Origin of the sequence: Sulfitobacter sp. UBA1132 (genome assembly GCF_002311545.1) — a bacterium.
Taxonomy (GTDB): domain Bacteria; phylum Pseudomonadota; class Alphaproteobacteria; order Rhodobacterales; family Rhodobacteraceae; genus Sulfitobacter; species Sulfitobacter pontiacus.
Genome location: NZ_DCAN01000013.1, coordinates 1 through 24364 on the forward strand (window position 1 = coordinate 1; position 24364 = coordinate 24364).

Here is a 24364-nt window from a genome sequence, read left to right on the forward strand (position 1 = left end):
CCGGCGCGGTCGGGGGGCCGGGAGCCCCCATATCGTCTCAAAATTACGGAGCCACTCTATGCTTGGCAAAATGATGGACCAGCAGTTGCTGATCTCTTCCCTTATCGATCACGCAGCCCGCTGCCACGGGCGCACCGAAATTGTCTCGGTTGAAACTTCAGGCGCAGTAGACGTCACAAACTGGCAAGAGGTTGCCAAGAATGCGCGGCGCTTGGGTTCGGTACTGACCAAACTGGGCCTGCCGCAGGAAACCCGGTGCGGCACCATCGCATGGAATAACCGGCGGCACCTCGAGATTTACTTTGGCAGTTCGGGTGCAGGCTTCGTCTGCCATACCCTCAATCCGCGTCTGCATCCCGACCAGATGGTCTATATCGCCAATGACGCGCAAGATCAGGTGATGTTCTTTGACCGAACCTTCCTGCCCGCTGTGGCAAACTTGAAGGACCGGTTTGATACGGTCGAGCACTACGTTCTGCTGGGACCACGGGACGACGAGGCGGCCCAGGTGCTTGACGGGCTGCAATTCTATGATGAATTGATCGCTGACGGAGACCCGGGTTTTGTCTGGCCCGAACTCGATGAACGCCAGCCCTCTTCGCTTTGCTACACATCCGGAACCACGGGAAACCCGAAAGGCGTGCTTTATTCCCATCGGTCGACCTTGCTCCATGCGCTCGTGGGCAACCAGCCCGACGGGCTTGCGATCTCGGCCTGTGATACGGTGATGCCGGTTGTGCCAATGTTCCACGTCAATGCGTGGGGCGTGCCCTATACTGCGGCGTCGGCTGGTGCAAAACTGGTGCTGCCGGGTCCGGGGCTGGATGGGGACAGCCTGGCCAACCTGATCGACACCCAACAGGTGACTGCTGCCTTTGGCGTGCCCACAATTTGGATGGGGCTATTAGCGGCGTTGGAGAAATCCGGCTCTAAACTGCCAAGCCTGACCCGCACCATTGTCGGTGGCGCACCGATGCCACCGTCGATGTATACGGCGTTCCGTGACAAATATGATGTCGAATTGATTCAAGCGTGGGGCATGACAGAGACCAGCCCCCTCGCGACGGTCAACCGTCTGCTGCAGCGCCACGAGGGTCTGTCGACCGAAGCGCAAACCGACATTCGCGTGGGCCAGGGCCGCTCTGTTTACGGGATAGAAATCCGGCTGGTAGATGAGTCCGGGAATGTACTGCCCGAAGACGGGGCAACACAGGGCGACCTGCAGGTGCGCGGTCCTTGGGTAGTCCACAGCTATTTCAACAAAGAAGACTCGGCGCTGACCCCCGATGGCTGGTTCGACACTGGCGATGTTGCCACGATTGATGCGGATGGTTTCATGGTGATCCGAGACCGTTCAAAGGACATCATCAAATCCGGCGGCGAATGGATCTCTACGGTCGAACTTGAAAACATCGCAATCGGTCACCCGGCGATCGCAAATGCCGCCGCCATCGCTGCCCATCACCCTAAATGGGACGAGCGTCCGATCCTGATCGCGGTCAAATCCGGTGACGTCTCCGAAGCGGAGCTTCTGAAAATCTACGACGGCAAAGTCGCCAGCTGGCAGGTGCCAGATCGGGTGATCTTTGTCGATGAACTGCCCCTAGGTGCCACGGGCAAAGTGGTGAAACTCAAACTACGCGAGACCTACGCGAACATCCTTCTGGAGGGAGCCGCATGAAACATCAAAGTAACTTCACCCCCGATCTGCAAGCAGCCTATGACGTCGACCTAAAAGCCCTCGACGCGGCGAAGGACCGTTGGGCGCGAACCTCGCTGGACGACCGCATCGCGGTTCTGCAGGCAGTCAAAGACAATCTGATGCGCGTCGCCGACGAATGGGTCGATGCGGCGGGTAAGGCCAAGGGCATCCCGCAAGGTTCCCCTCTCTTGGGGGAGGAATGGACATCGGGGCCCTATGCCGTCATGTCCTGCTGCAACGGTCTGATCGATACGCTGTCGCAGATGGAAGGCAAAACCTTTCTGGACGGTCTAAAGAAACGCAGCCTGCCAAGCGGTCAAACCGCCGTGCGCGTTGTGCCACATTCGATCTGGGATCGGTTGTTGATTTCGGGCGTGCATGCGGATGTCTGGATGCAAAAAGGCGTGACCCCCGCCAACCTCAAGAACAACGCTGCATCAGCCTATGACATTCCGGCAGACCAACGGCGTGGCAAGGTCGCGCTGGTTCTGGGCGCCGGCAATATCGCCGCGATCACGCCGCTGGATGCTTTTCAGAAGCTCTTTCTGGAAAACCAGGTGGTCTTGCTTAAAATGAACCCGGTCAACGACTACCTGACCGAACCTTTGCAGGCCGCCCTGAAGCCGCTGATCGACCGCGACGCACTACGTATCCATCGTGGCGATGGTCCGGCGGGGGCCTATCTTACGACGCATCCGCTGGTCGAGGAAATCCACATCACCGGCGCGCGCGCCACCCATGATCTGATCGTCTGGGGGCCAGGCGAGGAAGGCGAGAAGAACAAGGCCGCCAACACGCCGAAAAACACCCGACACATGACATCCGAGCTTGGTGCCGTTTGCCCCACCATTGTCGTACCAGGGCCGTGGACCAAGGCGGACTTGCGCTTTCATGCGGAGAACATCGCCACCATGAAGCTGCATAACGGTGGCTTTAACTGTGTCGCGGTGCAGAGCCTTATTTTGCCGAAAGGCTGGGATAAGACAGCCGAGCTGATGGGGAATGTCGCCGATGTGATGGCCAAGCACACCAAACGGGCCGCTTATTATCCCGGTGCCGAAGATCGTCAAAAGGCCTTTGTCGATCACGCCAAAAGCCCACAAAAGCTGGATCGTGGGGCGGATGTGGCTCCGCTTTATCTTGCCGATATGGCCGAGGGTGATAGCGATTGGCTGGCCCAGACCGAAGTCTTCACATCTGCGCTTGGTGTCATGCATATCGAGGCACAAGATGCCGAAACCTATATGATCGAAGCGATTAAATGGGCGAATGACACGCTCTATGGCACATTGGGCGGCAATATCATCATCCACCCTGCCACGATCCGGGCTATGGGCCGCAAGCGGTTCGAAGAGATCATCGCCGAATTCCGCTATGGCGCGATTGCGATCAACGCGTGGTCCGGCCTTGCCTTTCTGGTGACTGCCTGTCCCTGGGGCGGCTTTGCTGGCGCAACCTTGCAAAACGTCCAGTCTGGTGTGGGTACCGTCCACAATACCTTCATGCTTGAAAACGTTGAACGCACGGTGATCGAGGCCCCGTTCCGCCCCTTCCCGCGCAATCTGCTATCCGGCGGGATGAGCCTGCTGCCCCGGCCGCCCTGGTTTGTGTCCAACAAGCGTCAGCATCATATCGGTCGCTTGCTGACCCGGTTTCAGCACAAACCCAGCTGGTTCAAGCTGCCGCGTATTTTCTTTCACGCCCTTTTGGGCTAGGTCGGCAGGGACAAATGTGAGTGCCCGATGAACGACATGACCCAAACAGGTAGGCTTGCGGACCGAAAAGCGAATAAGGCCCGCAAGCGTGAGAGCCGCAAACGCGAGATTGCGCAAAGTGCGATCAGCGCGCTTAAGCTTTATGGTTATGCCCGTACGACCCTGCGTGATATTGCGTCGCAATCAGAAATGTCGCTTGGCAGTCTGCACTACTATTTTGAGGATAAGGACGAGCTTCTGATCTACTGTGTGCGACAGTACAAAAGCGAGTTTGCCAGAACAATTTCTGCATCTGTCAGGGGTATTTCCAACCCAGATCGCATCAAGACAGCGTTCTGTACTGCTTTGGCAGAAACGATCAGTACCGAAGCCGAGCTTCATCGGCTTTGGTACGACATTCGAAACCAAGCGCTATTTGACCAAGCTTTCGTTCCCGTCGTTGACGAGATTGAAGAACAGCTGATCGAGATGATGAATCCGATAGCCTCTGAGCGAAAAGCCAAGGAACTTCTTTATCTGCGTTTCGACGGCGCTTTTCGATATTTGCTGCAGTTGAGCGTTTCTGGTCGCCCGCGTGAGTTGGAGGAAATGACCGAGGTGCTCAAAGCCGCTGCCGGGTAACCCCACCTGCGTCTGCATCAAGTGCTGCAAACAGCCTTCTGATCATTTTCGCGCCTTCGAATGACAGTCTACATTGCTGGTAGCGTTTTGATCAAAACGCTATGAGGTCGCAGGGCGGTAGGAACCCCGAGGCGCTTTGGCAGCGCCGCGGGACTGTACATAATATATGTGGGTTAGTTCATACCGTAGTTTGCGCGGTCCAACTTGTCGTAGATCTCTGCTTTGGCCAATGCTGCCAATGCATAGGTATCGCTGTGATCCACATCCGCCAGCAGGGCAGCCCAGCGATCAACGATGCGCTTGTATTCTGCCAGCAGCGCTTCGGGGTTCTCAATACCGCGGCTCTTGGCGTTCTCGATCAGCACGGCCTCGTCGGCGGTCACAGATTCCGCCAGCGCTTCCGTCAGAGCCTGATCAGGTTCGAAAATCTTCATGCCGCCTTCTTTGGCGGCGGAAACCGCTTTTTCAACATCCGTGTCGAACTCGACCCGGTGCTGCGCAAGATAGTATGCCATCTAGTCGAACAGTACGTTGCGCGACGCCTCGGACGGTAATCCCCCCCTTTTTAATGGGGGATTACCCAACAATCGCACGGATGATCTTCATCCCCGTCACGCCGGTGATATCAGAGACGACATGATGCAGCTGGACGTTCATCTCCATCAGTGCCTTTTGCATGTGCTCCCCTCTCGGGACATCGCTATGCGATACCCTGCCGGTCAATGGATGTGCGCGGCTGCATATTCCACCAGCCGTTCTCGTTGGCGCAGATACGCGCGTAACGTCGCGATCTGTGCCGATGGTCTAAAGCTGCCGCGCAAGAGCCCATAGGAATGTAACTGCCGCAGCCAACTCGCATCGCTGACGTCTGTCTTGCGGCCCGGTACATTCTTGGCGTAGCGCGCATTCACCAAGACGACCTCGAAGCCATGCTGCTCGAGTATCTCGTTGGCTGGGATCCAATACACGCCCGTGGATTCCATCGCGACGCTGGTCACCCCGTGCGACTTAAACCAATAGGCCAAGTCATGCAGATCATGGGTGAAGGTGCCGAAGGCACGCACTGGCGTATCTGTCACATCCGGATTGACGGCCGCCATGTGTTCACGCGAACCGATATCAACTGCCGCAGCTCCGACGTTCACAGTCTCAATTGCTGGGGCCTTGCAGGTCTTTTGCTTTGCCATTGTCTGTCCTCCTGTTGGCTACAGAAGGGCGCGGGCTATGCAGATCTGTCATCTTGCCTCAACCGGGATCACTGCAAAACAGCGTCACCACTCTCAAGTTCGCATCAACCCATGGACCACGTTTTTTAACGGGGTTCTGACCCAAGACAGACCACCAATAAGCGAACGGCCGCTGCCCTTCATAACTCAACATAGCACAGGCTGTTTCTACCGCGCGCAGGCGGGCTCCACCCCTGAACGGTTTTTCAGGATGTCACGCTCCTCCGTCATCCGCGCCAACTCACGCTTGGGCCTGCGGTTCTCAGCTTCATGGTCAACAGATGATGTCTGTGACGCAGCCTTTGCGTAGAGCTTCATCCATTTGTACAGCGAATATGTACTGACGCCCAACCGTTCCGAAACCTCGCGAACGGCATACCCCCGCACTGTTATCTGATGGACGGCATCGCGCTTGAAATCTTCACTGAAATTTGGCTTCCCCATAACGGCCTCCTTGCCTCAAAGTTAGGGAAGAAAGCGTCTACAAATCTAGGGGCTATTCAATATCGTCGCGCCCTTAGAAGCAAAGGCGCAACGACTTTTGGCTACGTACCGCGTCTTGCAGCTTTGAGAAAATGCGGTGGTCACACCGCTCTTTCGCATCTGACCAAGCTTTCGCGCAGTTTCCGTAGCTTTTGCGGGCCCTCGATACAGCTCTGTCTCATCTCAGGACAGCGCGGCGCAAAATGACAGCCCTGACGCGCTGCAAAGGGGTCCGCCGCTGCTGCGCCAAGCTTTGCTTCAGGCAGTCCCGCCTTTGGGTCCGGCAGCAGGGTCGCGGCAAGCAGCGCACGGGTGTAGGGGTGGCTGGCATCCTCGAAGAGCGCATCTGTCGCGGCTTCTTCAATCTTCTGCCCGAGATACATAACGGCCACGTGGTCCGCCAAATGTTCGACCACCGCAAGATTGTGGCTGACAAAAACCATGGTAAGGCCCAGTTCTTTCTTCAGCGATAGCAACAGGTTAATGATCTGCGCCTGCACCGAGACATCAAGCGCCGAGGTCGGCTCGTCACAGATCAAGACACGCGGTCCGAGGATTAGCGCACGCGCGATGGCGACCCGCTGCCTTTGCCCGCCAGAAAGCTCCCCGGGATAGGCATCGGCGAGCCGTGATGGCAGCCCGACCAGATCAAGCATCCGCTTGACCTCTGCATCGACATGCGTGCCGCCATGCAGTCGCAGCGGCTGGCCAACCAGAGTCTGGATACGTTTGACCGGGTTAAGCGAGGCATTGGGGTTCTGAAATACGGGCTGGATCAACCGCACACGGTCCGCCACGGGCATGGTGTCGACCTTCTGGCCCGCGATCTCGACCTCGCCGCGATCGGGCTGCAACAAGCCCAGCATGATGCTGACCGCCGTGCTTTTGCCGCAACCGGATTCACCGACAAGGCCAAGCGTTTCGCCTTCGGCGACCTCGAGCGACAGGTCATTCACGGCCACCAATTCTTCGGTCGGGGCGAACATGCCGCGGCGCAGGCGGTAGGTTTTGCGGATATCGGTCATGCGGATCATCGGCGTCGCTGCGGTCATGCGGCCACCTCCGATGCCTTGGCGCATTCAATGAATTGCGCCCCCCCGGCGCTTACGCGTGGCACTGGATCGACAGCGCATTCAGGTCCGGCAATGGTGCAGCGGTCGCGAAAGGCGCAGCCCGCCATCGTGCCGATCAACCCCGGGACGCGCCCCGGAATGGCGGGCAACGCGCTGCCCCGTTCGGTGACACCCGGCACCGGGATCGCGGCAAGCAGCCCTTTGGTATAGGGGTGGCGCGGCGTAGCAAAAAGATCGGCGGCGGGCGCGCGTTCGACGATCCGCCCTGCATACATCACCGCAACATCGTTCGCGATAGCCGCCACCACGCCCAGATCATGGGTAATCAGCAAGAGTGACAGACCAAGATCGGCCTGCAATTGCCCCAGGAGCGTCAGGATCTGCGCCTGAATGGTCACATCCAGCGCCGTCGTCGGCTCGTCCGCGATCAAGAGCTTGGGTCGTCCCATCAGCGCCGAGGCGATCATGATGCGCTGGCGTTGCCCACCAGAGAACCCGTGTGGATATTGCGTCAGCCGTGCCGCCGGATTGGCGATCCCCACCCGGTCAAGCATCTCGACTGCGCGGGCGTCAGCCTCTTTTCGGGTCAAGTTTTCGTGGCGCATAACGCCCTCGGTCAACTGCCGGCCAATGGTAAGCGTCGGATTTAGCGCGCTGGTCGGGTCTTGAAAGATCATCGCCACATCGCGGCCGCGCAGCTTTGCCAGCTTGGCATCGGTCTTGGTCGTCAGATCCTGCCCCGCCATGTCGAACCGGTCACTCGTCACCTTGGCGTAGCGCGGCAGCAGCCCCATGATAGACGTCGCGGTAAGCGACTTGCCACAACCCGACTCGCCGACAAGGCACAGAGTCTCTCCTTCAGCGATTTGCAGGTCGACACCCCGAACCGCGTTCAACATGCCTCGGTCGGTGGGGATCGACACCTTCAGGTTTCGAATATCAAGCATCATTTCAGTCACTTTCGTGCAGGCCCTGTTATATCGCGCATACCATCGCCGAACAGGTTCACCGCCAGCACCAGCAGGCAGAGCGCCGATCCGGGCAGTGCGATCAACCATGGATCAAAGAGGATATTGTCGCGCCCTTCCGAGATCATCAGCCCCCAGCTTGGCGTCGGCGGGCGCACGCCCAACCCAAGGAAGGACAGGGCCGCTTCGAGCAGGATGACGTTTGCGACCTCAAGCGAGACGACGACAAGGATCGTGGCGCGCATATTGGGTAAAATCTCGAGAAACAGGATGCGCGTGCGGCTCGCGCCGATGGATCGCAGGCCCATGATGAATTCCTGATGTCGCAAGCTTTGAGCGGCGGCGCGCGTGACGACGGCGAACCGGTCCCACAGAAGCAGCCCCAGAACGGTGATCAGCGTGGTCAGCGACGCGCCGCCCAATGCCACCGCCGCCAGTGCGACCAGCACGATGGGCAGTGATAGCCTTGTTGTGATGGCGAAGCTGATAACCATATCGATCCAGCCCCCGAAATAGCCCGCGATCAGGCCAAGCGTGATCCCGATGGCACCGGACACAAGGATCACCCCAAGCCCGACACCCAGCGACACCCGCGCGCCATAGATCATCCGAGATAGATAATCGCGCCCAAGGTGATCGGTCCCGAGCAGGTGTTCCGGCACCGCGCGATCATGCCAGAAGGGTGGCAGCAGTCGGCGGCTCAGATCCTGCGCGATTGGGTCATGCGGGGCCAGCAGCGGTGCAAGCAAAGCGATCAGGATGATAGCTGTCAGCAGCGTGCCCCCGATCAATCCACCCGTATTGCCGCGCATCTTGCGCCAGACAGACGGGCGGGCCGTTTCGATAGTGACGTCGGACATCAGGAGCCCCCCCTTAGGCGCGGATCCAGCACCGCGTTCAGAATATCGGCCAGCATGGTCAGCAGCACGTAAAGCAGCGACAGGATCAGGATGATCGCCTGCACCACCGGCAGGTCGCTGCGCAGAAGAGATTCCCACGCCAGCCGCCCCAGCCCGTTCAGCGCAAAGACACTTTCAATCACGATGGAGCCGGATAGAAGCTGGCCCAGTTGAACCGCTGCCAGTGATACAAGCGGCAGCACCGCATTGCGCAAGGCATGGCGTGAAATCACAAGATGCATCGGCAGGCCCTTGGCCTTGGCCGCCCGGACATAATCCGTGGCCAGCACGTCGATCATGCCCGAGCGTGTGATGCGCATGAGTTCGGGGATAGCGTAATAGCTCAGCACGATCACGGGCAGGATGTATCCCTGCCATGTGTCAGCACCCGAAATGGGGACCCAGCCATACCAGACCCCAAAGACCACGATGGCCATCAACCCCAACCAGAAGCTCGGGATTGCCTGCCCGGACACGGCGATCACCAGCGCAAGGCGGTCGATCCAGCCGTTCGGTCTGAGCGCCGCGGCGACTCCCAAAGGCACGGCGATCACCAAAGCGACGAGGAACGAGATAAAGCCAAGCGCCAGCGTGACGCCGGCACGGTTGCCGATGATCTCTGTCACCGGCACATTGAAATAGATGCTCTGCCCCAGATTTCCGGTCAAGGCGCTGCCGATCCAGTCCAGGTATTGAACAACCAAGGGTCGGTCAAAGCCATAGGCCTGCCGGATCGCTTCGGCATCCTCGGCCCGGCCACCCGCGCCCGCGATGGCAATCGCAGGGTCGCCCGACACGAACATCAAGCCAAAGCTCAGCGCGGACACGGTCAGACAGACCAAGAGCGCCACGAGCAGACGTTTAGAGATGAAAGAGAGCATAGGTCTTTCCGTTATGGGGGCCGGACAGCGGGGAGAGGACTGTCCGGCCCGTTACGTTGACAGGGTCAGCTTACTTCCAGCTGGCACCCCACCAACGGGCGAACTCATCCGGGTGCGGCGTGAAGTTCAGGTCGTTGGACAGGCCATAGTTAACGTTGAAGTTATACATCGGCATCCAATAGGCTTCCTCGGCGATCTTCTTGACGGCCATAGAGTAGTTCTTGGCGCGCACATCGCGGTCCGATGACGTATCAGCCTCGGTCAGCCAGGTTGCCAGTTCGGCGTCTTGCACAAGGTCATCCGCGCCGCCGCCAAAGAAATTCGACAGGATGAATGCGGTGTCGCCGATGCCATAGCTGCCCCAGTTCGAGAAGAACGCCGGAAGCTCCTTGGCGCGCCACTTGCCGATGCCCGACGCGTACTGCTGTTCGTTCAGTTCAAGCGTCACGCCGACATTGGCAAGATCGGCGGCCACGGCTTCGGCAGTCGGGCGCGGCATGGCGGCAAAGACCATCTCCATTTTGAAACCGTCCTCATATCCGGCTTCGGCCAGCAGCGCCTTGGCTTTCTCCGGATCGTATTCATAGGCGGTGACATCCTGTTCGCAGCCGAATTGCGCCGGGTTGCATGGGGTGTTGAGAACCTCGGACGCGCCGCCTGCGAAAGCGTCGACAATCGCGCCGCGGTTTGTGGCGTGGATAAGCGCCTGACGCACACGTTTGTCTGCAATCGGCGTGTCGCCATCCATCGCCTCGGGGGCGAAACCGACATAGCCGATGCGCATGATCGGTGCGCTGATGATCTGCACACGGCCTTCGAGACGCGACGCCTGATCCGGCGGAGTACGCCAGATCCAGTCCAGCGACCCCGACATCAACTCGGCGTATTGTGTGTTCATCTCGGGTATGGTGCGCACAGAGATCTTGTCGATGGTGGCACCGGATTTGGGGCTGCCTTCATAGTGATCCTCAAAGCGCTCCATCTCGTAGCGGATGCCCGGCTCTTGGCTCACCAGCTTGTAGGGGCCGGTGCCGATCGGCGTGGCGGCCATACCCGCAGACCCGTTTTCCGCAAAGAAGGCGTGCGGATAGATCGGCAGTGCATCCGCCAGCATCTCTACCGCACCGGCAAAGGGCTTGGACATATTAATGCGGACTTTATAGTCATCCAGCTTCTCGACACTGTCGATCCAGTCGACCGAGATGGAATAGCGGGTGCCGTATTCCGGGGTGATCACGGTGTTGAGCGTTTCAACCACGTCATCAGCGGTGAAATCGGCGCCGTTGTGGAATTTGACCCCTTGGCGCAGGGTGAACTCCATCGTCAGCGGGCCGGTAAATTCCCAGGATTCCGCCAGCGCGGGGACGATCTCTCCGGTGTCGAGGTTCTTGTAGAGCAACCCGTCATAGATGTGCCGCGCGAGGATCAGACCCTGACGACCGGCGATTTTATAGGTATCCAGCGGCTCTGGCTCGGCGGCGAAAGCGACGTTGAGCGTATTGGACGCCTTGTCGGCGATGGCGGGTGTGCCCAGTGTCAGCGCTGTGCTGGCAGCAAGGACGGCCAATGTAGTGAGGCCCTTTATGGAGAATGTCTGTGTCATGGATCTCTCTGTCGGTTGAGTGAAGGGAAGGTGTTTTGCGCCGGTTATCCGGTTCTATGCGGGCTGCTTTGCGCCCCGCGTTATTTCAGCCAGTGTTTCGCCAGCACGCAGCCGTGCGAGGATTGTAATCTCGGCCGCCTGCATTTTTCGGGCGCGCGCGGCGTGGGTTTCAGCCTGATCTTTGTCCAGCACGGCAACCCCGTTTTCGTCGGCCAGAATAATGTCGCCGGGCCGGACTGAGACGCCGCCACACCCCACGGTCACGTTGAAGTCGCCGCCAAGCCCACGCGGCTTGGTCGTGATGGGGGACCGTCCACGGCACCAGACTGGAAAGTCTTCTTCCTCTATGGCGGAGCGGTCGGTGACAAAGCCGTCGATCACCGCCCCCACCACGCCGCGTGCCTTGGCGGCAGCGGTCGTGACTGCCCCCCAACAGGCATGGCGCAGATCACCACAACGGTCGATAACGATGACCTGTCCGGGTTGTGCAGCGGACAGCGCCTCGGTCAGCATCGCGCCATCATCGCCAAGCATACGCACGGTCAGCGCGGGGCCAAAAACAGTTCGATGCGGCAACAGCCCCTGCAGCGCGGGGGACATGAAACCGGATTCAAGAAAATGCCCCAGCGTCGCTGTTTCGATATCCGAAAGATCGATTTGAAATGTCATGCCCTGTCCTGTCGCCTGATGTGTAAGAAAGGATGGCGACGGGAGAGCGGCAGGGTCAAATAGCCGGAGATTATGGCTCGCATAATCTCCGGCTAGAAAGCGGCGATCAGATCGCGGCGGTCACGAGAAATTCTACCTTGTAGTCCGGTGTCGCCAACTTGGCCTCACCACAAGCGCGCGCCGCCGGGTTGGCAGGGTCAATCCACGCATCATAGACTGCGTTCATATCCTGGAAATCGGCCATGTCAGCAAGCCAGATGGTGACCTGCAGCAGCTTGGATTTATCGCTGCCTGCCTCTGCCAGCAAGCGGTCGATCGCGTCCAGACAATCTTGGGTCTGGGTCGCGACATCGGCGCCGGCGGTGCCGACCTGACCGGCAAGGTAAACGGTGTTATTGTGAACGACGGCCTGGCTCATGCGGGGGCCGGGGTGCAAACGAGTGATGGTCATGTTTTGTGCTTTCTGATGAAATGAGTGGCAAGCTTAGCCGAACCTGCCCCACGCGCACAGTTGCACACCATAGTCACAGTCAATTTTAGGCATTCGCGTTGACTATGTGATAGGTGATGAAAAATAGGAAACTCTACTCAGACCCAAGCAAGAAACGAATCATCCGCATGAACGCTTTGCCGCAATCCGATCTGAACTGGAACCTTCTGCGCATGTTTTACATGATTGCGAAGGAGGAAAGCATCACGAAGGCCGCAAAACGGCTGAGCCTGAGCCAGCCTTCGGTGAGCAATGCGTTGCAAAAGCTCGAAGCGCAACTGGGGTGCCAGCTTGTCTTTCGCGACAGCCGCCACTTCGAACTGACAACCCGTGGCGACAAGATTTTTCAGGAATGCCGCGAGATCTTTCACAGTGCCGAACGGATCAATCTTCTGGTCCGCGACGCCGAAGAAGAGGAACGCGGGCAGGTCCGCTATCAGATTATCAGCAATCTGATGTCACCGATGATGGACGAATTGCTGCGGCTTTATCATCAGCGTTATCCTTCCGTGGCCTTCCAAAGTGAGGTCCAGAACAGTCAGGCGATCGTGCGCTCGATCCAGCAGGGGCGTGGCACGATCGGGTTCTGCCTATTGGCCGCCCCCTTGGTCAACCTGCCCTCGATCCGTCTGTTTCGCGAGGAGTTCTGTGTCTTCTGCGGGGCCGAGCATCCGCTGTTCGGGCAGGAAAGCGTCGCGCTCCGCGATCTTCAGCGCGAGCCCTTTATCAGCTTTGCCTGCGCCACCGAAGGCATGGGGCTGGAGCCGATGTCGGTCCTGCGCGAAGGCACACGGCTTGGCAATCGCATCAACGGGCTAAGCACCAACATCGAAGAGGTCCGAAGAATGATCGTGGCGGGTATGGGCATTGGCATCCTGCCCCTCATGGCCGCGCAGGACGACATCAGGCGCGGCGACCTGTGGCCCATCAAGATTACAGATGAAACGATTGGGGCCGACGTCTATCTGGTGCACGCCCCGAGAGAAAAGCTATCTCCCTCGGAGCAGAAATTTGTGGATATCGCGCAAGAGCTGCTGGCGATTTACCCCAATATGGTGTGATCGCTTGCCATTGTCGCCGCTGCCAGATCCTGAAGCGCCATGCCCGCGGATTTGAAAACGGTGCGGGCACTGTCATCGCGACGGCCGGGATGGGCACCCTGACACAATTCGGCCAGGTCAGCGCGAATATGCTCTGGCGTGATCTGCCCCGCTTCCAATGGCTGCGACAGATCCCCCGCAAGCGATGCCCCTGCCCGCAGATCGACAAAAACCTCGGCCTGCAGGATCGCCTGATCGTCGCTTTCACGCATGTCGCCCTTGAATGCTCCGATCAGATCAAGGTGGCTGCCGGGTTTGAGCCAGTCCCCCTGGATGATGGGCCTGATCGAGGCCGTAACCGTGCTGACCACATCCGCCGCGCGACACGCTGTTTCAAGGTCGTCGACGGCCCGAGCGGGCAGACCCTGCTCCCCAAGCGTTGAGGCAATCGCCGCAGCCTTTTCACCGCTGCGCCCCCAGATTGAAACCGAGGTGTAGGCCCGCACCGCGCAATGTGCCGCTGCGACGGCGAGGGAAAGCTGCCCCGTACCGACGATCAATAAATCACGCGCATCCCTGCGCGCCAGTAGATCCGCCGCCAGTGCCGACGCCGCCGCCGTGCGCCGCGCGGTCAGTGTATCACCGTCCAGTGCGGCCTGCATTTGCCCGGTTTCCCCATCGAACAGCAGATAGCCCGCATTGATCGTCGGGCGGCCCTTGGCGGCGTTTTCGGGAAAGAAGGTCACCACCTTGACGCCAATGCTTTCACCGGGAACCCAGGCGGGCATGATCAGCAAAGATGCCTCGGTGCCGTCCGGCTGCTCAATCGTCAAAACCTGCCGGTCCGGTGCCTGCACCGCCTTGCCGCGATACCAGTCGCGCAACTGGCCGATCAGATCGGGCCAATCCAGCGCGGTTTCAAGCGCCTCGTGTCCGATCAATGCGCTCATCGATCAGCCCGTTTGACGACGGCATGCAGCAGAATATTTAGCCCGGCGACGAAATCCTCTGGTGTGCAGTTTTCTTCATTGTTGTGGGTGATGCCGTTTTCGCAAGGCGCAAAGATCATCGCCGTCGGGCAATGGGTGGCAAGGAAATAGGCGTCGTGACCTGCCTGGCTTTCGATATCACGCCAGTTGAAGCCCATGCGGATAGCCTCGTCGCGGATGCCGTCGATCATCTCGTGGTCAAAGATGTCGCCGCCCCATTCCCATTCATCCTCGATCACGGCCTCACACCCACACCGTGCGGCGGATTCGAACAGGGCCCGGCGCATCTTTTCGGCCATGGCGCGGGTGGTGATGGGATCGGGGTGGCGCACGTCACAAACGGCTTCGGCTGTGTCGGACAGGATCCCCGGCTTGTTGGGCCAAGCGGTCAACCGCGCGGCGGTGGCCTTGCCGTCATGCACCGCGAAATCCCAGCCGATGTCATCCACCGCGGTCAGCCAGCGCGCCCCCGCCGCCAGCGCGTTCTTGCGCAGGTCCATCGGCGTTGGTCCGGTGTGCGAGGTCTGCCCCTTGAACGACGCCCGCATCCCGCGCACCGGGTAGCCGCCGGTGACAATGCCGACCTGCCGCTTCTCGGCGTCAAGGATCGGCCCTTGTTCAATATGCAGCTCGAAATAGGCGTCGATCTCGCCGGCCTTGCAAACGCGTTCGCCGTTATAGCCGATGCGCTCAAGCTCATCACCGAAGCGCGCGCCATCATCGCCGATCAGATCATGCACCCAGTCGATGTCATATTTCCCAACGAAACAGCCCGAGGCGACCATCGGAGGAGAGAACCGCGCGCCTTCCTCGTTGGTCCAGTCGACCACCACGATGGGGCGTTTGGTGACATGGCCCGCATCGTTCAGGCAGCGGATCACCTCGAGCCCGGCCAGCACGCCGGCGATCCCGTCGAACCGCCCGCCATTGATCTGGGTATCAAGGTGACTGCCAATCAGGATCGGCGGCAGATCGTTGTCGCTGCCGTCGCGACGGCCAAAGATATTGCCGGCGGCATCCACTTCAACGGTCAAACCGGCCTCTTCACACCAGGACCGGAACAGATCGCGCATGTCCCGGTCGGCATCGCCAAGCGTCAGGCGCGACAGCCCGCCGGGGCGGCCTTTACCGATCTCGCCGGAGGCTTCGATGGTGGACCAGAAACGGTCAAGATCGACACGGGTATCGGGGGTAATCGACATGGAAACCTTCTTTCTTTCGAGGGCCGGGATCAAAACAGGATGCCCGGAAGTTCGGTAATCAGTGCAGGGAAGAGGACGAGAAGCAGCAGCACGCCGACCATCACGCCAAGGAACGGGATCAAGTATTTGAACGACGCGCTGAGCGGGGTTTCACCCACCCGACAGGCGGCCATGAGGTCGATCCCCAACGGGGGCGTATTGGCACCAATGGCGAGGTTGATGGTCAGCAGGATGCCGAAGTAAACCGGATCGATGCCGTAGTGGCCAAGGATCGGCAGGAACACCGGCGCAAGGATCAGGATGATCGCGATGCTTTCCATGAAAGTGCCAAGGATCAACAGGACCGCCATCATCATCAGCAAGGCGACAGTGCCGCTTTGCGTGGCCTGCGTAATACCGTTGACCGCCATCTGCGGCACTTGCTCGGCCGCGAGGATCCAGCCAAAGACCGAGGCCGAAGCGATCACCAGCAGGATCACCCCTGTCATCTCGGTGGTTTCCCGCAACAGTCGCATCAGGGTGGAAAGTGACAGCGCGCGATAGACGAAAACGCCGATGAAAAGCGCATAGGCCACGCCGATGCCCGCAGCTTCGGTCGGGGTGAAGATGCCAAGGCGAATGCCCCCCACAATGATGATCGGTGCCAGCATCGCCAGGATCGAGCCCTTGGCGGCACGTCCCAGCTCACCCCAGGAAAACGGCTCTCCGCCCTGCCATCCGTTGCGGCGCGAAATCCACCACGCCACCAGCATGAGGCCGAGGCCCAGCAGGATGCCGGGGATGATCGCAGCCACGAAAAGCTGGCCGATCGAACTGTTGGTGGCGGTGCCGTAGACAATCAGCACGATTGACGGCGGGATAACGGTACCAAGCGAACCAGCACAGCCCAAGGCAGAGGCTGAAAAGCCGGGGGCATAGCCCTGATCCTTCATCGCGGGCAGCATCATCGTGCCAATGGCCACCACGTCGGCCACGCCGGAGCCGGAAAGCGACCCGAACATCATACAGGCGATGATCATCACCATCGCCAACCCGCCGGTGCGCCGCCCGATAAGGGCCGAACACAGCGCGATGATCCGCGGCGCAAGCCCGCCGTGGACCATCAGCAGACCCGCCAGCAGGAACAGCGGAATAGCCAGCAGTGTAAAGCTGTTGATCCCCGCCACCGCGCGCTGCGCCACAACGATCAGGGGCGCGGCATCGGCGATCACCAAATAAAACATCGATGACAGACCAAGCGCCACGGCAATGGGCGCATCCAGCAGCACCAAGAGGACGAAGACGACAAGAAGCAAAGCAAGCGCGAGGCTCATGCGCGGCCCCCTTTCAGGATCAGGCCCAGCAGTGCAACGCCGCAGCAAACGGGGAGTGAAAGGTAGAAAAGCCCCACCGGCAGCGAGAGCGCGGTGGTCTGATGCGCCCATGTGATCTGGGTCAGCTTCCAGCCGGTCCAGATGAACACCGCAAGAAAAACAAAGCTCGCCAGCCATGCCAGAACGGCAAAAACCCGGCGCAGCGGTGCGGGCATGGTCACCAGGTCAAGCAACCCCGCACGGAAATGCGTGCCCCGCACAAACCCCGAAATGGCCCCCACAAAGGTCAGCCAGACCAGCGCCATGCGGGGCAGTTCCTCGGCCCAACGAGGGGTCGATGAGAACAGGTAGCGCGAGATCACGACATAGACGACCATCGCCGCAAACCCCGCCACCAGCGCCGCACCAACCCAGCGGGCCGCGCGGTCGATAAGAATGGCCGCCCGCAGCGACCCGTTCCCGAAAGTCATGGTTTCAAAAATCCTTCTGGGCCGCGGCAGAGCATGCATTCGTCACAATAGGCCGCGACGACGACCCATTCGTCCGAAATTACCTCGACCGTGTGGTCAAGCCCCGGTGGCAGGCGCATGGCGGTGCCTTCGGTCATGTGGTATTCCTCGCCCCCTGCCCGCAGGATCGCCTCGCCCTTCAGCGTCAGCGTAACCTCGTCGCGGGGATGGCTGTGCGCGGTAGACTTCGCGCCTTTCTTACCGGTGGTCACCGAAAGCTTGATAAAGCCCTCGCCGCGTTGAGCCGGGGAAAACAGCACCTTTTGTGTGAAGTCGTAAAGTTGCACCGGCTCGACCGATGCAACTTGTGTCATTTCAGGCCGCAAAGTCATTTGCGGTACTGGTCCAGGATGGTCAGAAGCTCTTCGCCATATACGTCCTTCTGGCTTTCCCAGATCGGTGCGACCGCTTCGATAAAGGCGGCTTTGTCGACCTCGTTGAACTGCATGCCTTCTGCTTCCAGTTGGGCGATCAGCTTGTCATTGGCGGCGGCAACCATGTCGCGCTGTTTCAGGCCCCAGGATGTGGCGGCTTCCATGACGATGGCCTGATCCTCGGGAGAGATCTTGTCCCAGACGGATTTCGACATGGTCAGCGTGGCAGCGCCCCAGATGTGTTCAGACAGCGAGACGTATTTCTGCACTTCGAAGAAGGACGCGGAATAGATGATCGCCAGCGGGTTTTCCTGCGCATCAAACAGCCCCTGTTGCAGCGCGGAGTATAGCTCACCAAACGACAGGGGTGCCGGTTCTGCGCCCAGACCTTCGAATGTTGCCAAGCGCACTTTGTCGGGCGTGACACGGATTTTCAGACCGGCGAGGTCTTCGGGCTTTTCAACGGGGCGGACGTTGTTGGTGATGTTGCGGAAACCGTTTTCCCACCAGCCCAGAACCTTGATCCCCTTGCCATCGAGCATATCGGCCAGCGCAACGCCCAGATCGCCATCAAGCGCGGCAAAAGCCTGATCGCGCGCGCCCCAAGCATAGGGCATCTCGATGATGCCCATGCGCGGCTCTATCCCCTGGAACGACCCGGAACCGATCAGCCCGGCCTGCACCGACCCGAATTGCAGCCCCTCAATCACTTCCTTTTCGCTGCCAAGCTGCCCGGAGGGGAAAACCTTGATCGAAACGCGACCTTCTGTGCGGTTGTTGACCTCTTCGGCGAAACCAGTGGCGGCAACGTGCCAGCTGTGGCTTTCCGGCAGAACGTGGCCAAGACGGATCGACACGTCATCAGCCAGGGCCGCAAGCGGCGCAAAGGCCATAAGGCTGGCCGCCAGCAGGCCGCCTTTGATCAATGTGGTGGGGGATTTCATTTTGGACTCTCCTGTTGTGCATTATTTGGAACAGAAGAAATACGGATCGCCGTTTCTACGCAAATAGGCTGGACCTATAATTGAAAAAGCTTTCTTGAATGCTCAACGGTCTGACCACAGGACTGCACTTTCGCGCGGCGTGAAGGCTTGCCCACATCATGCGCGCCCGCTCATGGGTCGCCCTGCAAAGCGCACGACTAGTGGAAATCCCTGCTTGGGAACAAACGCTTGGCCTGATCGCGGGGATGCATGGCACGGGGTTGGGTGCGGGATCTTGGTGCGTCGTCGGCTTGGGGTTGCGTGATGCCTACCGCATCATCCATCGGATGGCCGAGACGGCTGAGATAGTGCGACACGTCTTCGATGGTATGCGCAATCACATGCACCACGATACCTTCGCGTTGTACATGCCCGGTGATGCGCAGCAAGCGCCCCGTCATCACCGCGCGGCGGAATTGTGCATAGACCTTTTTCCAGACCACCACATTTGACACACCTGTTTCATCCTCAAGCGTCAGGAAAACGACACCCGACGCCGTACCGGGCCGTTGCCGCGTGATCACCAGACCGCAGACAGAAATGGGCCTTTGTGCCATAGGCCCCAAAGGCACCTCGGGCAGCGCGTCATGAGCTGTCAGCCCCGTCATGGCCGGGCGCAACAGTTCCATCGGGTGGGCTTTCAGCGACAGGCGCATGGCCACGTAATCCTCGACCACTTCCTGCCCTAAATGCATTGCGGGCAAGGTGACGGGCTGTTCGGCAATGCCCTCGCCCTCGATCTTATCATTGAACAACGGCAAGGGCGCGTTGCCTTTGATCGCTTTTACCGCCCACAACGCGTCGCGTCGTCCCAAGCCAAGCCCTGCATAGGCGTCGGCTTCGGCCAAACGTTCCAGAACCGAGGGCGAAAGCCCTGCCCTTAACCACAAAGCTTCGGGATCGGGGTAGCCATTGCCACGCGCGGCAACGATCCACCCTGCATCCTCTTCACGAAAGCCTTTGATCTGGCGAAACCCCAATCGCAAAGCCAGTGCCCCGTCGCTGCGCTTTTCAAGCGTGTTGTCCCATTCGCTTGTGTTGACGCAGACGGGGCGCACTTCGATGTGATGCTCGCGGGCATCGCGCACGATCTGGGCGGGCGCATAAAACCCCATAGGCTGCGCATTCAGCAACCCGCAGGCAAAGGCTGCCGGATGGTGGCATTTCAGCCAGGCCGATACATAGGCAAGCATTGCAAAAGCAGCGGCATGGCTTTCAGGGAAACCGTATTCGCCAAAACCCTCAATCTGGGAAAAGCAATTCTCGGCGAAAGCTTTTTCATAGCCCCGCGCCAACATGCCATTGATGAATTTATCGCGAAGTTGGCCAATCGTACCCATCCGCCTGAAGGTCGCCATAGAACGGCGCAGCTGGTCTGCCTCGCTTGGCAGGAACCCGGCTGCGACGACAGCGATCTGCATGGCTTGTTCCTGGAACAATGGCACGCCAAGCGTTTTGCCCAGCACGTCTTCCAGCTCTTTCGAGGGGAAAACCACGGCTTCGTTCCCCTGCCTGCGATTGATATAGGGGTGTACCATGCCGCCCTGAATGGGGCCGGGGCGCACAATCGCCACCTCGATCACCAAATCATATAATTCACGGGGCTTCATCCGCGGCAGAAAGTTCATCTGCGCGCGGCTTTCCACCTGAAACACACCAATGGCATCCGCAACGCACAGCATGTCATAGGTTTGCGCATCATCTTGGGGTATGCTGGCGATGCTGTATTCTTTGCCCCCATGTTGCGCGATCATATCAAAGCTTTTGCGGATACAGGTGAGCATCCCAAGCGACAGGATATCGACCTTCAGAATATTCAGAGCGTCGATATCATCCTTGTCCCATTCGATGATCGTGCGGTCATCCATCGCGGCGTTTTCGATAGGGCAAAGCTCATCCAATCGCCCTTTGGTGATGACAAACCCGCCGACATGCTGGCTCAGATGTCGCGGAAACCCGATGATTTCACCAATCAGCTTGATGGTCAGCGCCAGACGCGGTTCCGATAGATCAAGCCCCAGTTGTTTAACGCGCTCGGGGTCCGGCCCGCCATTGCTGGTGCCCCAGATTTGCCCAGAGAGATTGGCCGTGACATCCTTGGACAAGCCCATAACTTTGCCCACCTCAGAGATCGCCGCGCGCGAGCGGAAATGGATCACCGTGGCGCAAAGCCCGGCGCGGTGCCGGCCGTATTTGGCGTAGATATGCTGGATGACCTCTTCGCGGCGTTCATGTTCGAAATCGACGTCGATATCCGGCGGCTCTCCGCGATGTTCTGACACAAAGCGTTCCACCACCATGGTAATCGTCTCGGGGCTGACGTCGGTGATGCCCAACAGATAGCACAAGATCGAATTGGCCGCGGACCCCCGCCCTTGACACAAGATCCCCTTGGAGCGCGCGAATTGAACGATGTCATGCACCGTGAGGAAATAGGCCGGAAAATCGAGCGTCTTGACCAACGCCAGTTCTTTTTCCATTTGCGCAATGGCCCGCGCGGGTGCCCCCTTGGGATAGCGGACCTTCAGCCCCTCGGACGCCAACCGCGCCAAACGGTCCTGGGGCGTTTCATTGTCTGCGATCTCGTCCGGGTAATCATAGCTGAGTTCGGACAGGCAAAAGCTGGATCTGGCCGCGATCTGTGTCGTGCGGCGCAAGGCCGCCGGGTGACGGGCGAACAGGCGTTTCATGTCAGCTTCGGGCTTGAGGCGTTTTTCAGCGTTGGGTAAGGCACGCGTACCGATTTGATCGATCGTAATATTGTGGCGCAGGCAGGTCAGAACATCAGCCAACTGCCGTCGCGCACCGTGGTGCATCAACACATCCCCCACGGCCACCATCGGCGCTGCGGTGCGATGCGCGAGGGTGGCGCAGGCATCAAAATAGCGTTGATCACTGCCATCATAGCGCGGCGCGACACCGATAAAGACATCCGCAGGAAAGTGTTTTTTCAGCGTCGCAATATCGGGCTGGCTGGCTTTTAGGGACGCTTGCGGCACGGCAATCAAGCTCATGCCCGCACAGCCTTGAACCAGATCGGGCAGGTCCAGATAGCAGGCCCCTTTGGGGGCACGTCGTTTGCCAAGGGTCAATAACCGCGTCAACCGCGCATAGGCTTCACGGTCGTGGGGCAATGCGACCCAATGGGTATCGCTATCGCGCAAGATCAGCCGCGCCCCGATAACAAGCCTTGGCAAAGGCGCATCAGCCGCCAACTCGCGACGAAGCTCTTTCAGAGCGGAATAGGCCCGAACGACCCCGGCCAGTGAATTATGGTCTGTGATGGCCAAGGCGTTCAGCCCCAACTCGGCCGCCCGAGAGACTAATTCCTCTGGGTGGGATGCCCCCCGCAGGAACGTAAAATTAGACGTGCAACACAGTTCCGCATAGCCGGGATCCAGAGAGGGGTTTCGCGCCTTCATGGAAATTCACCCTGCACAAACCAGTTCGGATTTTGCGGCGTATAAAACAACCACAACCGCCGGCCCTGCGTTGTGTCCACTTTCCAATAATCCCGCACACCTGACCGCCAGTTGTCATTTGGCAACCACCATTCAGGGGCGATACGTTCAGGCCCTGTCGCCCGCCCCGTGGTCAGCGACATCCGGCGCCAGCGAAACTGTGCGGGCGGCCGTGCCCCGCTAGCTGCGATAGGTTCCGGCGGGAACAGGCACAAAGGGCGCGGCCGCAGAGTGGACCATGATCCCGTGGCGGTACTGTAGGCCGCTGGTACGATTTGAAAGCTCCGCTCGGGGATATGGCTGTCTGCCGGTAGAAACCGTTGAATGTTTTCAAGCCCGATCCGGTTACCAAGACGGGTGATCAGATCCTCCAGCCCGTCAGGGCGCGCCGCCGTGGCCGCGGTGATTTGCGCGTCGGCAAGGTTTTCAACCTGCGTCGCTTCAAGCCGTAACTGGTCGATGCCAAAGCCCGCATCCACAGTCCGGATCCCCCGGTCAAAAAGGGGCAAAATACGCATTGCATCGCGCATTGGTGCAGCGAGACGCAGTTCGATTTGCTGCGCGCCCTGATCCACCCTCCGCATCGTTAACTGCAATCGCCGTGCCCCCATGGCCTGACGTTTCAAATTGTCACAAAGCTGATCCAGCAACCTTTTCGTGCCCGCCATCACATCAGCGCTCAGCCCAATCGGCTCGGGTAAAGTCATGCGCACAGCATAGTGCGGTGCCTCGCCAATCGGTGTGATCGTCTCGTCCTGGGTGCCCATTGCCTGATCCAGTCGCAACATGACATGCGGCCCGAAACGACGCGCGATTGTCATGCGGGGCAAAGCCAATAGGTCCGAGATTTTCCGCAGACCAAGCCGCTGCAACGCCGTGTCAGTTTTCTCGTCAAGACGCAGCGCAGCAACGGGCAATGCAGTGATATCCGCATCGGGCTTGCGGGCATAATGCGTGCGCGCCCAAGCTGCCCCGCGGGTATCGGCCGCCGCGATACGCCCGGTCAGCCCCGCACGCGCTAGGCGGTGACGCATATCATCCAGCATTTCCGCCTCACCGCCAAACAGATGCACTGACCCGGTGATGTTCAGGACCAAACCATCCCTCCCATCCACCCCCACCCAAGGGCAGTATCGTTTGCTCCACCGGGCAAGTGATTGCAAAAACCGCGCGTCCTCTTGGGGGTTGGCTGCTGCGCTGTAAAGCTCGGGGCAATAGGCACGGGCATCTGACAACCCCATGCCACGATGCAACCCCTGCGCCTCTGCCGCTTGGTTCAAACAGTAGATGCGGTCGGTATTTTTCGCGTGTTGCACCAGCGCGAAAGGGCGATCGCTATTGGCGGCCTCACGCGTCCGCGCGCGCAGCACCCTATCGCTGGGCAGTCGGGGAAACCACACTGATGCGACGCGTTTGCGCATTCCACTTCACAGTCCAAGCCGCCAATGTTCCTGATTTGTTCTTTATAAGTTTCCAATTTTGCAGAGTCGAGTCCTCCGCTGTGTTGCCCTCGTCAAAAACAGGGGTGCAGTGCCATCTGGTCTGCGCAGCATTGTTCCCCATTCCTTCCGGCAAAATGCAAAGCCCTGTGGCGTTGCCTTCTTGCGCAGCCAGTTGCAAACGCCGCCCTTCCGTCAACCCAATGGGCTGTGTGAGCTCTGCGATCACCACTGCCACATGCCCCGACCGTAACGCCTCCTCGGTCGAGGCGAGCACATCGATATGACGCGGCGCCTGCGCGATCAGCAGTTGCGATGGATCAAGATAAGCCGCGCCCCCCACCGGATTGATCTGCGTGCCGTGCCATGCCTCACGCACCCAAAGCGCGGCCCCGCCATTCGCGCCACAGACCTGACCGGCCAATGCATATGCAAAAGCATAGGCAGACGCCCCGCAAACCTCATGGGTGCGGGTATTCTTGAGCGGAAAGTGAGATTCGAACTGGGCCATGGCTCAGATCATACAAGACGGAACAAAAGATGCACATTGAAGACATCTTGACCCGCCACTGAACTTTGATCCGTCTAGAACCAGCGCCCGCTTGGGCGATACGCCGCTTGCGGGCGTTTCCTATAACGTATTTTGTATTTGGTTGCGGGAGTAGGATTTGTACCTACGACCTTCAGGTTATGAGCCTGACGAGCTACCGGGCTGCTCCATCCC

General features: G+C 59.4%; 21 protein-coding genes and 2 pseudogenes. 4 read left to right on the forward strand and 19 right to left on the reverse strand.

Going from position 1 to position 24364, the window contains the following annotated elements; translation table 11 throughout:
- The first annotated feature begins 58 nt into the window (after positions 1 to 58).
- Genes B4F27_RS11180 through B4F27_RS11190 form a run of 3 tightly spaced genes read left to right on the forward strand, consistent with a single transcriptional unit; the run spans position 59 to position 4038 of the window.
- Positions 59 to 1681: a long-chain fatty acid--CoA ligase gene (locus B4F27_RS11180; RefSeq protein WP_286759689.1), complete on the forward strand. Its 1623-nt coding sequence runs from the start codon at positions 59 to 61 to the stop codon at positions 1679 to 1681.
- Positions 1678 to 3417: an aldehyde dehydrogenase family protein gene (locus tag B4F27_RS11185; protein ID WP_286759690.1), complete on the forward strand. Its 1740-nt coding sequence runs from the start codon at positions 1678 to 1680 to the stop codon at positions 3415 to 3417. Before B4F27_RS11180 ends, B4F27_RS11185 begins: the two co-directional genes overlap by 4 nt.
- Before the next feature lie 27 nt (positions 3418 to 3444).
- A complete protein-coding gene (locus B4F27_RS11190; protein ID WP_286759691.1) occupies positions 3445 to 4038 on the forward strand; it encodes a TetR/AcrR family transcriptional regulator in 594 nt (197 codons plus the stop codon).
- A gap of 173 nt (positions 4039 to 4211) precedes the next feature.
- On the opposite strand, the gene B4F27_RS11195 is transcribed toward B4F27_RS11190, so the two are convergent.
- The 10 genes and pseudogenes from B4F27_RS11195 to B4F27_RS11240 form a co-directional block, all read right to left on the reverse strand.
- On the reverse strand, positions 4212 to 4553 hold the full coding sequence (locus B4F27_RS11195; protein ID WP_286759692.1) for a C4-dicarboxylate ABC transporter substrate-binding protein: 342 nt from the start codon (positions 4551 to 4553) through the stop codon (positions 4212 to 4214).
- Between the two features lie 67 nt (positions 4554 to 4620).
- Positions 4621 to 5225: pseudogene (locus B4F27_RS11200) on the reverse strand (IS110 family transposase); the annotation flags it as partial.
- A 228-nt stretch (positions 5226 to 5453) separates the two neighbouring features.
- A pseudogene (locus B4F27_RS11205) lies at positions 5454 to 5708 on the reverse strand (transposase); the annotation flags it as partial.
- 140 nt (positions 5709 to 5848) lie between these two features.
- A complete protein-coding gene (locus B4F27_RS11210; protein WP_286759693.1) occupies positions 5849 to 6799 on the reverse strand; it encodes an oligopeptide/dipeptide ABC transporter ATP-binding protein in 951 nt (316 codons plus the stop codon).
- Positions 6796 to 7770: an ABC transporter ATP-binding protein gene (locus B4F27_RS11215; protein WP_414717696.1), complete on the reverse strand. Its 975-nt coding sequence runs from the start codon at positions 7768 to 7770 to the stop codon at positions 6796 to 6798. Before B4F27_RS11215 ends, B4F27_RS11210 begins: the two co-directional genes overlap by 4 nt.
- Before the next feature lie 5 nt (positions 7771 to 7775).
- A complete protein-coding gene (locus B4F27_RS11220) occupies positions 7776 to 8648 on the reverse strand; it encodes an ABC transporter permease (RefSeq protein WP_286759695.1) in 873 nt (290 codons plus the stop codon).
- Positions 8648 to 9568: an ABC transporter permease gene (locus B4F27_RS11225; RefSeq protein ID WP_005848269.1), complete on the reverse strand. Its 921-nt coding sequence runs from the start codon at positions 9566 to 9568 to the stop codon at positions 8648 to 8650. Before B4F27_RS11225 ends, B4F27_RS11220 begins: the two co-directional genes overlap by 1 nt.
- Before the next feature lie 70 nt (positions 9569 to 9638).
- Positions 9639 to 11171, reverse strand: a complete 1533-nt coding sequence (locus tag B4F27_RS11230; RefSeq protein WP_286759696.1) for an ABC transporter substrate-binding protein — start codon at positions 11169 to 11171, stop codon at positions 9639 to 9641.
- Between the two features lie 54 nt (positions 11172 to 11225).
- Complete coding sequence (locus B4F27_RS11235; protein WP_286759697.1) at positions 11226 to 11840, reverse strand: RraA family protein; 615 nt, start codon at positions 11838 to 11840, stop codon at positions 11226 to 11228.
- Positions 11841 to 11946: 106 nt separating this feature from the next.
- On the reverse strand, positions 11947 to 12291 hold the full coding sequence (locus tag B4F27_RS11240) for a RidA family protein (protein ID WP_083776444.1): 345 nt from the start codon (positions 12289 to 12291) through the stop codon (positions 11947 to 11949).
- 167 nt (positions 12292 to 12458) lie between these two features.
- On the opposite strand from B4F27_RS11240, the gene B4F27_RS11245 reads away from it, so the two are divergent.
- Positions 12459 to 13391 carry a LysR family transcriptional regulator gene (locus tag B4F27_RS11245; protein WP_286759698.1) on the forward strand — a complete coding sequence of 311 codons (933 nt, stop codon included), beginning with the start codon at positions 12459 to 12461 and terminating at the stop codon, positions 13389 to 13391.
- Here the strand turns inward: B4F27_RS11245 and B4F27_RS11250 are convergent.
- From B4F27_RS11250 to B4F27_RS11290, 9 genes are all read right to left on the reverse strand, one after another.
- A complete protein-coding gene (locus tag B4F27_RS11250; protein ID WP_286759699.1) occupies positions 13373 to 14320 on the reverse strand; it encodes an ornithine cyclodeaminase family protein in 948 nt (315 codons plus the stop codon). The genes B4F27_RS11245 and B4F27_RS11250 overlap by 19 nt on opposite strands.
- Positions 14317 to 15561 carry a Zn-dependent hydrolase gene (locus B4F27_RS11255; protein ID WP_286759700.1) on the reverse strand — a complete coding sequence of 415 codons (1245 nt, stop codon included), beginning with the start codon at positions 15559 to 15561 and terminating at the stop codon, positions 14317 to 14319. The genes B4F27_RS11250 and B4F27_RS11255 overlap by 4 nt, the downstream gene beginning before the upstream one ends.
- Positions 15562 to 15590: 29 nt before the next feature.
- Positions 15591 to 16874, reverse strand: a complete 1284-nt coding sequence (locus B4F27_RS11260; RefSeq protein WP_286759701.1) for a TRAP transporter large permease — start codon at positions 16872 to 16874, stop codon at positions 15591 to 15593.
- The gene (locus tag B4F27_RS11265; RefSeq protein ID WP_132998403.1) at positions 16871 to 17344 is read right to left on the reverse strand and encodes a TRAP transporter small permease; all 474 of its coding nucleotides are present in this window, start codon (positions 17342 to 17344) and stop codon (positions 16871 to 16873) included. Before B4F27_RS11265 ends, B4F27_RS11260 begins: the two co-directional genes overlap by 4 nt.
- Entirely contained in the window at positions 17341 to 17697 is a 357-nt protein-coding gene (locus tag B4F27_RS11270; RefSeq protein ID WP_005848253.1) for a cupin domain-containing protein, read from the reverse strand. Before B4F27_RS11270 ends, B4F27_RS11265 begins: the two co-directional genes overlap by 4 nt.
- A gap of 14 nt (positions 17698 to 17711) precedes the next feature.
- The gene (locus tag B4F27_RS11275; RefSeq protein WP_286759702.1) at positions 17712 to 18701 is read right to left on the reverse strand and encodes a DctP family TRAP transporter solute-binding subunit; all 990 of its coding nucleotides are present in this window, start codon (positions 18699 to 18701) and stop codon (positions 17712 to 17714) included.
- A 197-nt stretch (positions 18702 to 18898) separates the two neighbouring features.
- Entirely contained in the window at positions 18899 to 22162 is a 3264-nt protein-coding gene (locus B4F27_RS11280; protein WP_286759703.1) for an error-prone DNA polymerase, read from the reverse strand.
- Positions 22159 to 23622, reverse strand: a complete 1464-nt coding sequence (locus B4F27_RS11285) for a Y-family DNA polymerase (RefSeq protein WP_414717697.1) — start codon at positions 23620 to 23622, stop codon at positions 22159 to 22161. Before B4F27_RS11285 ends, B4F27_RS11280 begins: the two co-directional genes overlap by 4 nt.
- A complete protein-coding gene (locus B4F27_RS11290) occupies positions 23573 to 24151 on the reverse strand; it encodes an ImuA family protein (protein ID WP_074637810.1) in 579 nt (192 codons plus the stop codon). Before B4F27_RS11290 ends, B4F27_RS11285 begins: the two co-directional genes overlap by 50 nt.
- Positions 24152 to 24364: the final 213 nt, after the last annotated feature.

Coding starts and splice junctions, on each gene's coding strand:
- B4F27_RS11280 (WP_286759703.1), bottom strand. CDS start 22,162: ATGAAGGCGCGAAACCCCTCTCTGGATCCCGGCTATGCGGAACTGTGT.
- B4F27_RS11240 (WP_083776444.1), bottom strand. CDS start 12,291: ATGACCATCACTCGTTTGCACCCCGGCCCCCGCATGAGCCAGGCCGTC.
- B4F27_RS11275 (WP_286759702.1), bottom strand. CDS start 18,701: ATGAAATCCCCCACCACATTGATCAAAGGCGGCCTGCTGGCGGCCAGC.
- B4F27_RS11230 (WP_286759696.1), bottom strand. CDS start 11,171: ATGACACAGACATTCTCCATAAAGGGCCTCACTACATTGGCCGTCCTT.
- B4F27_RS11260 (WP_286759701.1), bottom strand. CDS start 16,874: ATGAGCCTCGCGCTTGCTTTGCTTCTTGTCGTCTTCGTCCTCTTGGTG.
- B4F27_RS11195 (WP_286759692.1), bottom strand. CDS start 4,553: ATGGCATACTATCTTGCGCAGCACCGGGTCGAGTTCGACACGGATGTT.
- B4F27_RS11185 (WP_286759690.1), top strand. CDS start 1,678: ATGAAACATCAAAGTAACTTCACCCCCGATCTGCAAGCAGCCTATGAC.
- B4F27_RS11265 (WP_132998403.1), bottom strand. CDS start 17,344: ATGACTTTCGGGAACGGGTCGCTGCGGGCGGCCATTCTTATCGACCGC.
- B4F27_RS11215 (WP_414717696.1), bottom strand. CDS start 7,770: ATGATGCTTGATATTCGAAACCTGAAGGTGTCGATCCCCACCGACCGA.
- B4F27_RS11285 (WP_414717697.1), bottom strand. CDS start 23,622: ATGCGCAAACGCGTCGCATCAGTGTGGTTTCCCCGACTGCCCAGCGAT.
- B4F27_RS11180 (WP_286759689.1), top strand. CDS start 59: ATGCTTGGCAAAATGATGGACCAGCAGTTGCTGATCTCTTCCCTTATC.
- B4F27_RS11290 (WP_074637810.1), bottom strand. CDS start 24,151: ATGGCCCAGTTCGAATCTCACTTTCCGCTCAAGAATACCCGCACCCAT.
- B4F27_RS11210 (WP_286759693.1), bottom strand. CDS start 6,799: ATGACCGCAGCGACGCCGATGATCCGCATGACCGATATCCGCAAAACC.
- B4F27_RS11190 (WP_286759691.1), top strand. CDS start 3,445: ATGAACGACATGACCCAAACAGGTAGGCTTGCGGACCGAAAAGCGAAT.
- B4F27_RS11245 (WP_286759698.1), top strand. CDS start 12,459: ATGAACGCTTTGCCGCAATCCGATCTGAACTGGAACCTTCTGCGCATG.
- B4F27_RS11255 (WP_286759700.1), bottom strand. CDS start 15,561: ATGTCGATTACCCCCGATACCCGTGTCGATCTTGACCGTTTCTGGTCC.
- B4F27_RS11220 (WP_286759695.1), bottom strand. CDS start 8,648: ATGTCCGACGTCACTATCGAAACGGCCCGCCCGTCTGTCTGGCGCAAG.
- B4F27_RS11270 (WP_005848253.1), bottom strand. CDS start 17,697: ATGACACAAGTTGCATCGGTCGAGCCGGTGCAACTTTACGACTTCACA.
- B4F27_RS11235 (WP_286759697.1), bottom strand. CDS start 11,840: ATGACATTTCAAATCGATCTTTCGGATATCGAAACAGCGACGCTGGGG.
- B4F27_RS11225 (WP_005848269.1), bottom strand. CDS start 9,568: ATGCTCTCTTTCATCTCTAAACGTCTGCTCGTGGCGCTCTTGGTCTGT.
- B4F27_RS11250 (WP_286759699.1), bottom strand. CDS start 14,320: ATGAGCGCATTGATCGGACACGAGGCGCTTGAAACCGCGCTGGATTGG.